This window comes from Winogradskyella jejuensis, from assembly GCF_900129745.1.
GTDB classification, from domain to species: Bacteria; Bacteroidota; Bacteroidia; order Flavobacteriales; family Flavobacteriaceae; genus Winogradskyella; species Winogradskyella jejuensis.
Genome location: NZ_FQWS01000002.1, coordinates 1,214,872 through 1,227,797 on the forward strand (window position 1 = coordinate 1,214,872; position 12,926 = coordinate 1,227,797).

At 32.6% G+C, this 12,926-nt stretch carries 14 protein-coding genes and 1 tRNA gene; 9 read left to right on the forward strand and 6 right to left on the reverse strand.

The annotated features are described in order from the left end of the window. Nucleotides 1-140: 140 nt before the first annotated feature. The 3 genes from murA to BUB95_RS13405 form a co-directional block, all read right to left on the reverse strand. On the reverse strand, nucleotides 141-1,457 hold the full coding sequence (murA, locus tag BUB95_RS13395; protein WP_073087300.1) for a UDP-N-acetylglucosamine 1-carboxyvinyltransferase: 1,317 nt from the start codon (nucleotides 1,455-1,457) through the stop codon (nucleotides 141-143). 5 nt (nucleotides 1,458-1,462) lie between these two features. After that, the gene (locus tag BUB95_RS13400; RefSeq protein ID WP_073087302.1) at nucleotides 1,463-2,113 is read right to left on the reverse strand and encodes a DUF4290 domain-containing protein; all 651 of its coding nucleotides are present in this window, start codon (nucleotides 2,111-2,113) and stop codon (nucleotides 1,463-1,465) included. Nucleotides 2,114-2,201: 88 nt separating this feature from the next. Beyond that, nucleotides 2,202-2,495 (reverse strand): DUF493 family protein, encoded by a 294-nt coding sequence (locus BUB95_RS13405; RefSeq protein ID WP_073087304.1) that lies wholly within the window; start codon nucleotides 2,493-2,495, stop codon nucleotides 2,202-2,204. Between the two features lie 89 nt (nucleotides 2,496-2,584). Here BUB95_RS13405 and BUB95_RS13410 point away from each other — a divergent pair, with 89 nt between their 5' ends. The 5 genes from BUB95_RS13410 to BUB95_RS13430 all read left to right on the forward strand — a co-directional run bounded on the left by BUB95_RS13410 (nucleotide 2,585) and on the right by BUB95_RS13430 (nucleotide 7,128). After that, entirely contained in the window at nucleotides 2,585-3,124 is a 540-nt protein-coding gene (locus BUB95_RS13410) for an AAA family ATPase (protein WP_073087314.1), read from the forward strand. Between the two features lies 1 nt (nucleotide 3,125). Beyond that, a complete protein-coding gene (locus tag BUB95_RS13415) occupies nucleotides 3,126-5,021 on the forward strand; it encodes a RecQ family ATP-dependent DNA helicase (RefSeq protein ID WP_073087316.1) in 1,896 nt (631 codons plus the stop codon). After that, the gene (gene fmt, locus BUB95_RS13420; protein ID WP_073087318.1) at nucleotides 5,018-5,977 is read left to right on the forward strand and encodes a methionyl-tRNA formyltransferase; all 960 of its coding nucleotides are present in this window, start codon (nucleotides 5,018-5,020) and stop codon (nucleotides 5,975-5,977) included. The genes BUB95_RS13415 and fmt overlap by 4 nt, the downstream gene beginning before the upstream one ends. A gap of 194 nt (nucleotides 5,978-6,171) precedes the next feature. Continuing rightward, complete coding sequence (locus tag BUB95_RS13425) at nucleotides 6,172-6,444, forward strand: HU family DNA-binding protein (RefSeq protein WP_073087320.1); 273 nt, start codon at nucleotides 6,172-6,174, stop codon at nucleotides 6,442-6,444. A 129-nt stretch (nucleotides 6,445-6,573) separates the two neighbouring features. After that, on the forward strand, nucleotides 6,574-7,128 hold the full coding sequence (locus BUB95_RS13430; RefSeq protein WP_073087322.1) for a YqgE/AlgH family protein: 555 nt from the start codon (nucleotides 6,574-6,576) through the stop codon (nucleotides 7,126-7,128). Here the strand turns inward: BUB95_RS13430 and BUB95_RS13435 are convergent. Next, the gene (locus tag BUB95_RS13435) at nucleotides 7,125-7,979 is read right to left on the reverse strand and encodes an aminotransferase class IV (protein ID WP_073087324.1); all 855 of its coding nucleotides are present in this window, start codon (nucleotides 7,977-7,979) and stop codon (nucleotides 7,125-7,127) included. The two genes, BUB95_RS13430 and BUB95_RS13435, sit on opposite strands and share 4 nt — an antisense overlap. Nucleotides 7,980-8,033: 54 nt before the next feature. Beyond that, a complete protein-coding gene (locus BUB95_RS13440) occupies nucleotides 8,034-8,426 on the reverse strand; it encodes an START-like domain-containing protein (RefSeq protein ID WP_073087326.1) in 393 nt (130 codons plus the stop codon). A 127-nt stretch (nucleotides 8,427-8,553) separates the two neighbouring features. Between BUB95_RS13440 and BUB95_RS13445 the strand changes: the two genes are divergently transcribed. The 3 genes from BUB95_RS13445 to BUB95_RS13455 all read left to right on the forward strand — a co-directional run bounded on the left by BUB95_RS13445 (nucleotide 8,554) and on the right by BUB95_RS13455 (nucleotide 10,643). Next, a tRNA-Met gene (locus tag BUB95_RS13445) sits at nucleotides 8,554-8,627 on the forward strand. Between the two features lie 55 nt (nucleotides 8,628-8,682). Then, on the forward strand, nucleotides 8,683-10,008 hold the full coding sequence (locus tag BUB95_RS13450) for a tyrosine-type recombinase/integrase (RefSeq protein ID WP_073087328.1): 1,326 nt from the start codon (nucleotides 8,683-8,685) through the stop codon (nucleotides 10,006-10,008). Next, entirely contained in the window at nucleotides 10,005-10,643 is a 639-nt protein-coding gene (locus tag BUB95_RS13455) for a hypothetical protein (RefSeq protein WP_073087330.1), read from the forward strand. The genes BUB95_RS13450 and BUB95_RS13455 overlap by 4 nt, the downstream gene beginning before the upstream one ends. A gap of 458 nt (nucleotides 10,644-11,101) precedes the next feature. Here the strand turns inward: BUB95_RS13455 and BUB95_RS13460 are convergent, their stop codons facing one another. Then, complete coding sequence (locus BUB95_RS13460) at nucleotides 11,102-11,479, reverse strand: hypothetical protein (RefSeq protein ID WP_073087462.1); 378 nt, start codon at nucleotides 11,477-11,479, stop codon at nucleotides 11,102-11,104. Nucleotides 11,480-11,569: 90 nt separating this feature from the next. Between BUB95_RS13460 and BUB95_RS13465 the strand changes: the two genes are divergently transcribed. After that, nucleotides 11,570-12,712 (forward strand): tyrosine-type recombinase/integrase, encoded by a 1,143-nt coding sequence (locus tag BUB95_RS13465; protein ID WP_073087332.1) that lies wholly within the window; start codon nucleotides 11,570-11,572, stop codon nucleotides 12,710-12,712. Nucleotides 12,713-12,926 lie beyond the last annotated feature (214 nt).

The following is a 12,926-nucleotide window of genomic DNA, read 5'->3' on the forward strand; positions in this document are numbered from 1 at the left end:
AAATAGCTGTCATTTCGACTGAAACGGAGAAATCTAATGATTTGATATATAAATAAGATTTTTTGACTGCGATCAAAATGACAATTAAAAAAGCTTCAAGAATTTCTTGAAGCTTTTTTAATTACTCAATCGAGTGATTTCTAATTCCCTTCCAAACGCTCAATCTTAGCGCCAATGGCTCTCAATCGCGTGTCTATATTTTCGTAACCGCGATCTATCTGCTCGATATTATGAATTATAGACGTTCCCTTAGCAGATAATGCCGCAATTAGTAAAGAAACTCCAGCTCTAATATCTGGAGAGGTCATAGTTGTTGCTTTTAACTGAGATTTAAAATCATGACCAATTATCGTTGCTCTGTGTGGGTCACAAAGAATAATCTTTGCTCCCATATCTATTAACTTATCTACAAAGAATAAACGACTTTCAAACATTTTTTGATGAACTACAGCACTTCCTCTAGCTTGGATAAGTACGGTAAGAACAATACTTAATAAATCTGGCGTAAATCCAGGCCACGGTGCATCTGCTATGGTTAAGATAGAACCATCGATATAACTCTGAATTTCATAACCATCAGTATGTGCAGGAATATGAATATCATCACCTTGACGCTCTACTGTAATTCCTATTTTACGAAACACACTTGGAATAACACCTAAATCGTCCCAACTTACATTTTTAATGGTCAATTCACTTTTAGTCATTGCTGCAAGACCAATCCAGCTACCAATTTCAATCATATCTGGTAACATTCTATGGTCTGTACCTCCTAAACTTTCAACACCTTCAATTGTTAGTAGATTAGAACCAACACCAGAAATCTTGGCGCCCATTCTGTTCAGCATTTTACACAATTGCTGCAAGTAAGGTTCACAAGCCGCATTGTAAATCGTTGTTGTGCCTTTGGCTAAAACTGCAGCCATAACAATATTTGCCGTTCCGGTTACAGATGCTTCGTCTAATAACATATATGTCCCATGAAGTTCATCGGCTTCTACGCCATAGAAATAATCCTCACGGTTATATCTAAAGGTAGCTCCTAATTTTATAAAGCCTTCAAAATGGGTATCTAAACGACGACGGCCAATTTTATCGCCTCCTGGCTTTGGTATATAACCTTTACCAAAACGCGCAAGTAACGGACCAACAATCATTATGGATCCTCTGAGACCTCTACCTTCAATTTTGAAAGCTTCGGACTCTAAATACTCTAGATTTACGTTTTCAGCTTTAAACGAATAAGAATTTGGCCCTAATTTTTTGACCTCAACACCAAGATTACCGAGTAACTTTATAAGCTTATTAACATCAACAATATCTGGGATATTATCAATTTTTACAGTTTCTGGTGTTAGTAGTACAGCACAAAGAATTTGTAATGCTTCATTTTTTGCGCCTTGTGGTGTAATATCTCCTTTGAGTTGGTGACCACCTTCAATTTTAAATGTTCCCATACGTTTTAGTAACGTTTTCTGTTATTGGAATATTTCTTCTTATTACTCGTATTCTTCTTGCTGCTTTTATTTCCATATTTAGATTTAGCACGCAGCAAACTCGTAGAGTCTGTTAAGTCTTCAGTACTTTCTTTAAGATTAAGCTTACCGTTAGACAATTCAAAAAGATGGTCAAAAATAACATCATCTTCAACAGTATCTTTGTTCCAGTTTAAGAAAGACTTTTTCATGTGATTAGCAATAGTGTAGACTAGAGCTTCTCTCATTTCACCTTCTTCCCAAGTAATAGCTACATCTATCATCGTCTTTATGTTATTACCATAAAAACGGTATTTTGGATGATTTTGAGGGTATTTTAAAGGCTCTGGTCGTGCTTGTATAACTTCGCGCTCTGGCTTATCGTATGGCGAATCGACATCGATATCAAAATCTGCCATTATGAAAAGCTGATCCCATAGCTTATGCTGAAAATCTGGAACGTCTCTTAAATGGGGCTGTAAATTACCCATTACAGAAATAATGGCTTTTGCCAACTTATTACGTTCTTCTTTAGTTTCTCGAGATTTAGCGTGGTTTATCATCTTCTGTAGATGACGTCCATATTCTGGAATAATTAAATGTTCACGCTCAGTGTTGTATTCTAAATCGTCTATCAAAATTGTAAAAATGTGTAGTAAATATATCGCGAACCTGTAGTTACTGGTTCTGTCGCAAAGTACAAAAATTTAGATAGCTACACCAACATTATAAAGAAATTACATTCTCTATTTTTTCGGCCACTTCTTTGTACTTGGCAATTACGGCATCAGGGTTCTTCATCTTAACATTAACAGAAACACTTGTGTACTTGCCATTTTTGGATTCTTTGGTCGTAATTACTGCACCTAAATTATTAAATAAATTATCTAGTTTTTTGATTTGACCTCCATTAGTTGGCACAATAAATTTGTACAAATACTCTGATGGCCAGAGTGCTGTGTCTTGCAGCTGAGTTTTTAATTTTTTATAGAATGCTTCTGATTTTTCTGATGAATTCATAGTCAAAATTTGAAATGCAAAGATACACTTAAGTTTATAGTTTTTATTTAATTTTTAATTACGAATTTTGTGCCAAACTCATATTAGATTTGAATCCTAAGAAAATAGCAATAACTGGCGGACCTGGGACAGGAAAAACCTCAATCATTAATGCCTTACTAGAAAAAGACTACTTGTGCTACGAAGAAATTTCTAGACAATTGACGCTTCAGGCGCGTGAAGATGGAATTGAACAGTTATTTTTAACTGAACCTCTTTTATTTAGCCAGAAACTTCTCGAAGGCAGAACTGAGCAATACAATAAGGCTTCTAATGAAACCGCTGAAGTCGTATTTTTAGATAGAGGTATTCCAGATGTATTGGCGTATATGGATTTTATAGGTGATGAATACCCCGAATATTTTGTTGAATCTTGCAAAAATCACACTTATGATAGTATTTTTATACTGCCGCCGTGGGAATCTATTTTTACTCCAGACAGTGAACGTTATGAAAGTTTTGAGGAATCTCAAATCATCCATGAGCATTTATCTAAAACCTATACTAGATTTGGTTACGATTTATTAGAAGTTCCCTTTGGGACTGTTGAAGAAAGAGTTAACTTTATATTACAGACTTTAGATTTGTAATATGCACCCTATAGAAGTATTAGAACGTTATTGGAATCATACTGCTTTCAGACCTCTTCAGGAAGAGATTATAACGTCTGTACTCCTAAATAATGACACCTTTGCTTTACTTCCAACTGGTGGCGGAAAATCTGTTTGTTTTCAAATACCTGCATTAATTAAACCCGGAATTTGCGTTGTTATTTCACCGCTTGTGGCCTTAATGCAAGATCAAGTGAATACACTGAAGCAAAAAGGCATAAAGGCCATGGCTATTTCTTCAGGGGTATCTTATAAAGACCTAGATACTATGCTAGACAATTGTATCTATGGCAATTATAAGTTTCTGTACTTATCGCCAGAACGTTTGCAACAAACATTAGTTCAGGAACGTATACAGCAAATGAATGTGAACCTTATCGCTGTTGATGAAGCACATTGTATCAGCCAATGGGGAAATGATTTTAGGCCAGCTTATAGTGCAATAGTGACTTTGAGAGAGCTTCAGCCTACAGTAAATTGTATTGCGCTTACGGCTACTGCAAAATCCAAAGTTATTGATGATATCATAGATTCTTTAGATTTTATAGATGCTAAGGTATTTAAAGCCTCTTTTAAAAGAGACAATATTAGCTATCGTGTTATTAATACCGAAGACAAAAACTATCACTTAGTCCATACACTTCAACAAAATCAAGGCGCTTCAATAATATATGTTCGTAGTAGAAAAGCGACCATAAGTGTGAGCGATTTTCTTATTTCTAAAGGGTTTAATGCCACCTTCTATCATGGAGGACTTACCACTTCTGAAAAAACAGAACGCTTACAACTTTGGACTAACAATCAAAAACACATAATGGTTGCCACTACAGCATTTGGTATGGGAATTGATAAAGCTGATGTAAAAACTATTATTCATTATAATTTACCAGAAAGTCTTGAAAGCTATTATCAAGAAGCTGGTCGAGCTGGTCGTAACGGACAAGATGCCGTAGCCATTATTTTGAAAAAAAATATCGATGAAGAAAAACTTAAATCTCAATTTTTAAGTGCACTTCCTTCAGTAGATGCCATTAAATATGTGTACAAGAAGTTGTGCAACTATTTTCAGATATCATATGGTGAAGGACAAAATGTATTATATCAACTCAACTTTAAAACATTTTGCAACATCTATCAACTTAAAGCATCTTTGACCTTCAACGCTCTAAAAGTATTAGATAACAATAGTATTATTTCACTCAATCAACAATTCAATTATAAAACAACCGTACAATTCAAAGTAAATAATGCTGCCATTTTTCATTATTTAGAAAACAACAAGCATCAGAATAAGGCTATTAAAGCCTTACTTAGAACTTACGGAGGTATTTTAGATTACCCAACAAAAATAAATTTAGAGCTCGTAGCTTCTAAGGCAGAGACAACTATAAATCAGTTACTCGCCATTTTAAAAGATTTAGAAACTCACAGTATCATTGACCTTAAAATAGCAAATACAGACTCTGAAATTACATTTATAAAACCCAGAGAGGACGAAAAAACAATTAATCCAATAATTCCTATTATAGAGCAACAGAATAACTTAAAACGTCAGCAAATCACTTCAGTTATTAATTATACTAATAATGATGGTTTATGTAAGCAAATACAATTGCTAAACTATTTTGATGAATCTTCTGCCAAGAATTGTGGAAAGTGCTCAGTATGCTTAGCTAACAGCCCTAATAATTCAAAAAGATTAGATTCTGAAATTCAAAAAGAAATTATAGAATTGCTAAAAACAAAAGAACACTCATCTAGAGAACTCTTAAGTGCTTTGCAATGCGAACAAACTGAATTATTAAAAAGCATAGCTCTACTTTTAGAGCAAGAAACCATCAAGATTACTGATAGAAATACATATTTACTAAAATGACAAAAAAACGCGATATACGAATAGTCTTTATGGGCACACCAGATTTTGCGGTGGAAACCTTAAAAACTATTCTAGAACATAATTATAAGGTTGTAGGTGTTATTACTGCTCCAGACAGACCTGCTGGCCGTGGTAGAAAATTAAAATCTTCCGCAGTCAAAGAATTTGCTTTAGAGCAAGGGTTAAAAATTCTGCAACCCACAAACTTAAAGTCTGAAGAGTTTATCGAAGAACTAGAATCTTTAAACGCTAATCTTCAAATTGTAGTAGCATTTAGAATGTTACCAAAAGTCGTTTGGCAAATGCCAGAATACGGTACATTTAATCTTCATGCATCACTTCTACCCAACTATCGCGGTGCGGCTCCTATACATTGGGCTATTATTAATGGTGAAGAAAAAACAGGAGCTACCACCTTCTTTATTGACGAGAAAATAGATACTGGTGCAATTATACTAAAACAAGAAACTGATATTGGAGCTGATGAAACTGTAGGGCAGCTTCATGATAAACTAATGCACTTAGGAAGTGACTTGGTGGTAAAAACAATTGAGCACATAGAAACAAATACGGTTGAAACCAAAATTCAATCAGAAACCAAAGACTTAAAAACAGCTTATAAGCTCAATAGAGATAATTGCAAAATAAATTGGGAACAGAATTTAGATACTATATATAATAAGATACGTGGTTTAAATCCTTTTCCGACAGCATGGTGCTATCTAAATAATGGTGGTGATAAAAATCTGTCCGTAAAACTATATGATGTTTCAAAAATTGAAGAATTACATGATTATGAAAATGGAGCTATAATAATTACGGATAATAAAATAAAAGTAGCCTGCAAAAATGGATTCATTAATATTGAAGAATTACAGCTTCCAAACAAGCGAAAAATGGATGCAAAAGCATTATTAAATGGTTACGAATTTGAAAAAAACGCAAAAATGCTCTAAACCCCTATCCCTAGTAGGATTCGAGAAAACATCGATGAAATGCATACCTTTATTAACAAATGCGCTAAGTTATTAACAAAACCGCGTATTTACTAGGGTTTTACTTGCATAGCACGTTTATACGTATAAATTTGTTACTGATTTTAACATTTATGTTGAAAGCAAAACATTTAATAATTTAAATTTAACATTTTATGAACAAAACAGATTTAATCAACAGCATGGCTGAAAATGCAGGTATCACTAAAGCTGCAGCTAAGAAAGCATTAGACGGATTATTAATTGATATCGAAGGATCTTTACAAAAAGGTAACCGCGTATCTTTAGTAGGTTTTGGTTCTTGGTCAGTTACTAGAAGAGCTGCAAGAGACGGAAGAAATCCACAAACTGGAAAAACAATAAAAATCAAAGCTAAAAATGTAGTAAAGTTTAAGGCAGGTTCTGACTTAAGCGATGCTGTAAACTAAGCTATTTTTGTTTACAATATTGAAGCCTGCTATTTAGCAGGCTTTTTTTATACACAAATTTGCGAGCGTAAATGATTGTGTATCAAAAAAATATTATTATCTTTCTTTTAGAAAAATCCTACACCAACTGTGAAAAAACCAGAAAAAGGAAGCCTTCTTATCGCTGAACCTTCTATTATCGGAGATTTATCCTTCAATAGAGCGGTAGTGCTTCTTGCGGATCACAATGACCTAGGCTCAGTAGGGTTTATTCTTAATAAAAAATTGGAATATAATCTTAAAGATTTAGTAGAGGGCACTGAGTCCGACTTCCCAATTTACAATGGTGGCCCAGTAGAGCAAGACAATCTCTATTTTATACACAAATCACCTGAATTAATTCCTAATAGTATAGAAATATCTCAAGGTATTTTTTGGGGCGGTGATTTTGAGACTGTTTTAGAACTAATCAACTCTAAAAAAATTAATTGCGAAGACATTAAATTTTTCCTTGGCTATTCTGGTTGGGCAGAAAAACAATTAAGTGATGAACTAGACTCTCACGCTTGGCTTGTAACCAAAAATACTTATGAGAATAAAATAATCTCCAAATGCTGTAACGAATTCTGGAAAGAAAAGATGTTAGAGATGGGAGGCGAATATTCTATTTGGTCTAATGCTCCAGAAAACCCGAGTTATAACTAACTACCAAGTCTTAATCTAGCATTAAGCTTATTTAAGATATCTACAGCGACTGTATTAGCATATTTCTTTTTACGATAACTTCCAATAGATTGAATTCCAACTATAGTATTTGTTATGAATAACTCATCTGCTTTTTGCAATTCAAAAGGTGAAATTGAAGCTTCTTCAATATCATAATTAGGATTATTATGAAGTAAACTCAAAATTTGCTTACGCATCACGCCTTTTAAACAACCATCTTCCAAAGGTGGTGTTTTAATACTCTCGCCTTTTACCAAAAAAAGATTTCCGTTTAAACCTTCAATAATTGATTTATCTGTATTTAAAACCAAACAATTAGAAAGGTTGTTTTCTTTTGCATATATGCTACCTATAACTTGAATTACCTTGTTATTGGATTTAAGTCCAGAAAGTAAACCTGGAGACACATAAAAATCTTTATACAAATCCACACGATAATCTTCAAACGGATTAACTTGATAAAAAAGATTCTGGAGTGGCTCTGCAACAATATTAAAAGAAGGTTTTGAATTATCATCCGGAAGATATTTTCCACCATCTCCTCTATCTACATTTAATCGTATACGTGCAGAATTATTAAAAGAAGGGTTAGCTTTAATAGTCTTAAGAATTTCTTCTTCAAAGAACTCCATAGTAAAATTCATCGGGATATCCATACGAAGAATTCGCATTGAAGACATTAACCTAAAGTAGTGGTCTTCAAGAAAAAATATTTTGCCATTTACAACTCTAAGCGTCTCAAAAAGAGCGTCTCCATATTTATAACCTCTATTTTCTAGATTGAGTTTTGCTTCAGAAGTTTCTAACAAATCACCATTAAAATTTACCATAAAAAAATCCCGATTAAAATCGGGACAAAGATAAGTGTTGTATCTACAATATTATTAAGCAGAACCTAAAACTTGTTTTAAACTTCCAATCATATTCTCCCAAAGCATTTTAGACTCATCTATTTCATCTTCTTCGGCAAAATCTGTAACCATAAGAGATACATCTTTAGTAATCTCATCTACTTGAATTCTTATTTCAAAATAGCAAGAACTTCCTTCTTCTTCATCCTCTAACCATCTAAACTTTACACGTTCACCACTTTTCTTTACTAGTAGTTTGGCTTGCTCTTCACTTCCATCCCAAATGAAAGTAAACAGCTCTCCTCTACTATTTACATTATCTGCATACCATTCAGATAGACCGGATGGTGTAGATATGTACTGAAATAATAATGAAGGTGACGCATGGATAGGAAATTCTAACTCGTACTTTATTTTGTCGTCCATAAAAACAATTTATTATTTGCTCAATATATATAATATTAGTTTAGTTTAAAACATAATAGAGAAAATATTTTTTAGAAACAATATGTTTGTTGAAGTAGAATTTGTTTATATATTTGCACCCGCAAACGGCGAGATAGCTCAGTTGGTTAGAGCGTCGGATTCATAACCCGGAGGTCCCGAGTTCAAATCTCGGTCTCGCTACAAAGTTAGTTTCCTAGAAACGTCAACGGTTTAGTTCACTCTAAACCGTTTTTTTATGCAAACTATTTATGATTTAATTACTTTAGATGTCCAAAAAGAACACGATTTGGAACACGAAACAGAACACAAAAGTCTATTTTCAGAACCTAAGATTTACGATGCCAATGGTGATTTAACCAAACGTTGGTATATCTATTTCTCTTATGTAAATCCAAAGACTGGTAAAAAGGAACGGTGTAAGAATATTTATGGAAAGACAAATCGTTATAAAACAAAAACAGAGCGTTATTATATTTTAAATATTTATAAGAAGCGTCTCTCTAAGTTACTTCATGAAGGCTTTAACCCTTATGCTGATAATCAAGAGCTTTACGAAAAAAGAAAAGCTAATCAGCAAGCAACAACAACAAAAAGCAATATTGCTGTTGCCAATGGTGCATCTAGTTTATCCTCTGAGAATGTAGCTCAAAACGAATTTGAAAAAGAAAGAACAGTTTCAGAAGCTTTTAATTTTGCATTGAATATTAAAAAGAATTTGGTCGGTGCATCTACCCTTTCAGACTATAAGAGCAGATGTAATAAACTGATTGAATACTTAGATACAAATTATCCCGATGTTAAAACCATTAATCAATTAGAAAAGAAACATGTTATTGCTTTTTTAAATTCAGTTTTGCAAAGTACATCAGCAAGAAACAGGAATAATTACCGTACCTGTCTAGGAAGTATATTTCAAAGTTTAGAAGATAACGAACTGATTTCTGTAAACTTCATTAAACGAATAAAGCCATTACAAGCTAAACCTCGAAAGAATAAAACCTATACAGCCAAAGAGCAAGAAATAATATTTAAATATCTTGAAAACAACGATAAAGTATTGTTGTTGTTTATAAAGTTTATTTCTTATAATCTTTTACGCCCAATAGAAGTGTGTAGGCTAAAGGTTAAAGACTTAAACCTAGAACAAAATATAGTTCAGTTTCAAGCAAAGAATAAAGCATTTAAAACGAAGATTATTCCAGAGATATTGCTGTCAGAACTTCCAGACTTATCAAGGCTAGACCCAAATGCGCTTTTATTTACACCAAACGGATTTGGAAAACAATGGGACGCTACTGAGGTTAATAGAAGAGGGTATTTTACTAGCCGTTTTAAAAAGGTTGTTAAGGATGAATTTGGGTTTAATGACAACTATGGTCTATATAGCTTTAGACATACGTTTATAACCAAGTTATATAGAGCATTAGCTAAAGACAGTTCACCTTACGCAGCTAAAAGTAAGCTCATGCAAATTACAGGTCATGCTACCATGTCTGCTTTAGAAAAATACCTTAGAGATATTGATGCAGAATTACCACAAGATTATTCAGAGTTACTATGAGTTTAAATAAAGATATGCAAGCATTGATTGATAGTATTAGGTTACCTATCCTCTTCTTCTTACCTGATGATTTAGTAGAAGGCAAATCTAAAGACACTAAACAACAACTCGAAGACATTGGATTTATAAAACAACTCTTCTTTCTAAATAAAGACAATAAGGCTTCAAACTATAAAGAGGGAATAGATGATTATGCCATCATGGAAAAGCATAAACTATTAAAGTCTAATATTTTTCAATTACTAGAGTTGCAATCAAAGCTCGATGAAAAGTCTTTTGATTTCTTAATGAATAACTATTTCGAAGAAGTTAAAGCTTGGCTTTGGTCTAGTGAATGGTTATCAAGCAATTCAAAGCATCATGTTAATGGCTATTCTAATGTCATTCAATCTACTCTTGAAATTCAAAAGAGAGCTCTAAAAGAACATCAATCAGAACTGATTGCTTCGTTCAATACAATTCTAAAAAACAGAAATAAAATAGAAGCAGAACCTGCTTCTAAGTTAAATGTATATCAAGACAAAATATCTAATCTTAAAATCAACAACAATAAAACTACTGAGAAGAGGGTGTTGTTGACAGATGTTGCTGCTGATGCCTATTTATTGCAAACGGTATTTAATGTTGAACAATGAAGCATTATTATTGTTGTTTATTAATTTCCCCTAATCATTAAAATATTGCAGCAACAATAAAAACTATTATTGCTGCTGCTTAATTAGTAGCTAATATTTAAGCCTTCAATGATTATTATACTTTTATTTTTCAACTTCATTTTTATTTAGAAACTAAACGTTCAACAACAACAACAACAACAATTGTTTTATTGCTGTTGTTGTTGCTAAACCAATATAAAAATAAGGTCTTTGCCTGAGGTCGTTAATACCGCATCAAGAAATATTGCCGCAACTATAAAAAACTGTACTTACTACTGAAAACAGAAAGGCAGCAACAAAAGAAGATGTTGAAATTATCATTATTGATTTTGTCGTAATAGCTATCTAACTGTATTGAATATCTTTATTGTTGGCAATAGCAGGAAAACAAACCTGTTACAATAAAATTCGCAATGAATTGTCTACAATTATTATTTTTAGTTCATATAATCCTGCCACTGTATAAGTACGTATTTTTCAATTCCGTTTTCTTTTCGTTTTAAAAAACCGTATTCATAAACAAAAAAGTAAACATCTTCTTTTTTATTTTTCCAATAGTGTGTGAAAAATTTCGGATTAAAGCCTTCTTTTATTAGAATACCACTTCGCACTGTCGCCTTCCCTGCTCTATTATATTCTTTCAATAACTTTCGGTTTAAGCGTAATTGATTATCTACCTTATTATAGAAGCGCTTTGGTTTTTGTTTTTCTCTTTGGTATTGGTGAGAACTTTTGCATTGAGGGTCACAATACTTTTTATCTGTTCTACCTATTAACTTCTTATTACAGTAAAGACAATTTTTTATTAATCGCATAAATTCCATTATTAACAGTATATTATACGTAAAATAATCGAATATAGTACTACTATCGTTTTTTCAATTTATATTTTTGACAAAAATGATATGAAAAATAAAACAACCATAACATTAGAACCTGTAACGCATAACAATACGGACTATGTTGTTATCCATTTCAATAATTCATCTGAAGTAAAAGACTATATCAAGCGGTTCTATGGTATTAAACAAGGTAAGAAAAATAACACTTTCTATATTAAATACTATGACACTGTTATAAATGAGCTCTTTAACTATTTTAGAGATAAAAATTGGTACGTAGACTATTCTGCGTTTAAAACTACATCAACAAAGTCTTCTACTAAAAAAACAAGCAATAACTTTTTAGACAATTACAAGTTACCTCCTGTTACTGATATTCAGAATAAAACACTCATTAAATATGGTAAATGGTTGCAACAAAAACGATTTAGCGAGAATACTGTACACACTTATGTTGAGGTGACTGGATTGTTTTTAAGGTATCTTAATCTAAAGAATATTAATTCTATTTCTGAAAGAACTATAGAACAGTTTAACTACGACTTTATTTTTAAAACTAATAAGTCGGTATCCTACCAAAACCAATGCATAAGTGGTATTAAACACTATTTAAACTTTAAGGGAATTACCATTGAAGATTTTGAAATCAGACGACCTAAAAAAGATAAAAAACTGCCTACGGTATTAAGTAAACCAGAGGTAAAATCAATTTTGGAAGCAACAACAAATCTTAAACATCGAACGCTACTTAGCTTGGTCTATTCAGGAGGTTTAAGAATAGGCGAAGCTCTAAATCTTAAAGTAAAAGATATTGATACAGAACGACATCTAATACATATCAAAGCGGCTAAAGGACGTAAAGACCGTTATACGCTCTTAGCACCTAGCTTCGTTCCGCTTTTAGAATCTTACATTAATCATTACAAACCTAATACCTTTCTGTTTGAGGGTCGGTCTGGTGAAGCATACACACAGGTAAGCGCAAGACAAGTTTTAAAAAATGCAATTCAGAAAGCAGGCATAAAGAAATATGCTACTTTACATACACTTAGGCATAGTTTTGCAACACATTTACTCGAAAGTGGCACTGATTTAAGATATATACAAGAGCTTTTGGGACATAATAGTCCTAAAACTACAATGATATACACCCATGTTTCGTCGACTAGTTTATCAGAAATTAAAAATCCTTTCGATAATCTCTAAAAAGTAGCTATATTTAAAATTGGATTTTGAATAATATATAGATGAGAAATTTGACGAATAATCATCGTTATCCCTCCAATTTGTCACATTATAGAATATTCAATCATCCATATAAACTAGTTGTACGCAAGCTGAAAAATGGATACCGCAAAAGACGAAAAATACTGGAAAGATTACACGGAATTCATTAATGAAGTAGAAAAGCTGACTGAAT

Bases quoted from the DNA above. Each gene is read 5' to 3' on its own strand.
- BUB95_RS13465 (WP_073087332.1), top strand. From the start codon at position 11,570: ATGAAAAATAAAACAACCATAACATTAGAACCTGTAACGCATAACAAT.
- BUB95_RS13415 (WP_073087316.1), top strand. From the start codon at position 3,126: ATGCACCCTATAGAAGTATTAGAACGTTATTGGAATCATACTGCTTTC.
- BUB95_RS13440 (WP_073087326.1), bottom strand. From the start codon at position 8,426: ATGGACGACAAAATAAAGTACGAGTTAGAATTTCCTATCCATGCGTCA.
- BUB95_RS13425 (WP_073087320.1), top strand. From the start codon at position 6,172: ATGAACAAAACAGATTTAATCAACAGCATGGCTGAAAATGCAGGTATC.
- BUB95_RS13460 (WP_073087462.1), bottom strand. From the start codon at position 11,479: ATGCGATTAATAAAAAATTGTCTTTACTGTAATAAGAAGTTAATAGGT.
- BUB95_RS13450 (WP_073087328.1), top strand. From the start codon at position 8,683: ATGCAAACTATTTATGATTTAATTACTTTAGATGTCCAAAAAGAACAC.
- BUB95_RS13455 (WP_073087330.1), top strand. From the start codon at position 10,005: ATGAGTTTAAATAAAGATATGCAAGCATTGATTGATAGTATTAGGTTA.
- BUB95_RS13435 (WP_073087324.1), bottom strand. From the start codon at position 7,979: ATGGTAAATTTTAATGGTGATTTGTTAGAAACTTCTGAAGCAAAACTC.
- fmt (WP_073087318.1), top strand. From the start codon at position 5,018: ATGACAAAAAAACGCGATATACGAATAGTCTTTATGGGCACACCAGAT.
- murA (WP_073087300.1), bottom strand. From the start codon at position 1,457: ATGGGAACATTTAAAATTGAAGGTGGTCACCAACTCAAAGGAGATATT.
- BUB95_RS13405 (WP_073087304.1), bottom strand. From the start codon at position 2,495: ATGAATTCATCAGAAAAATCAGAAGCATTCTATAAAAAATTAAAAACT.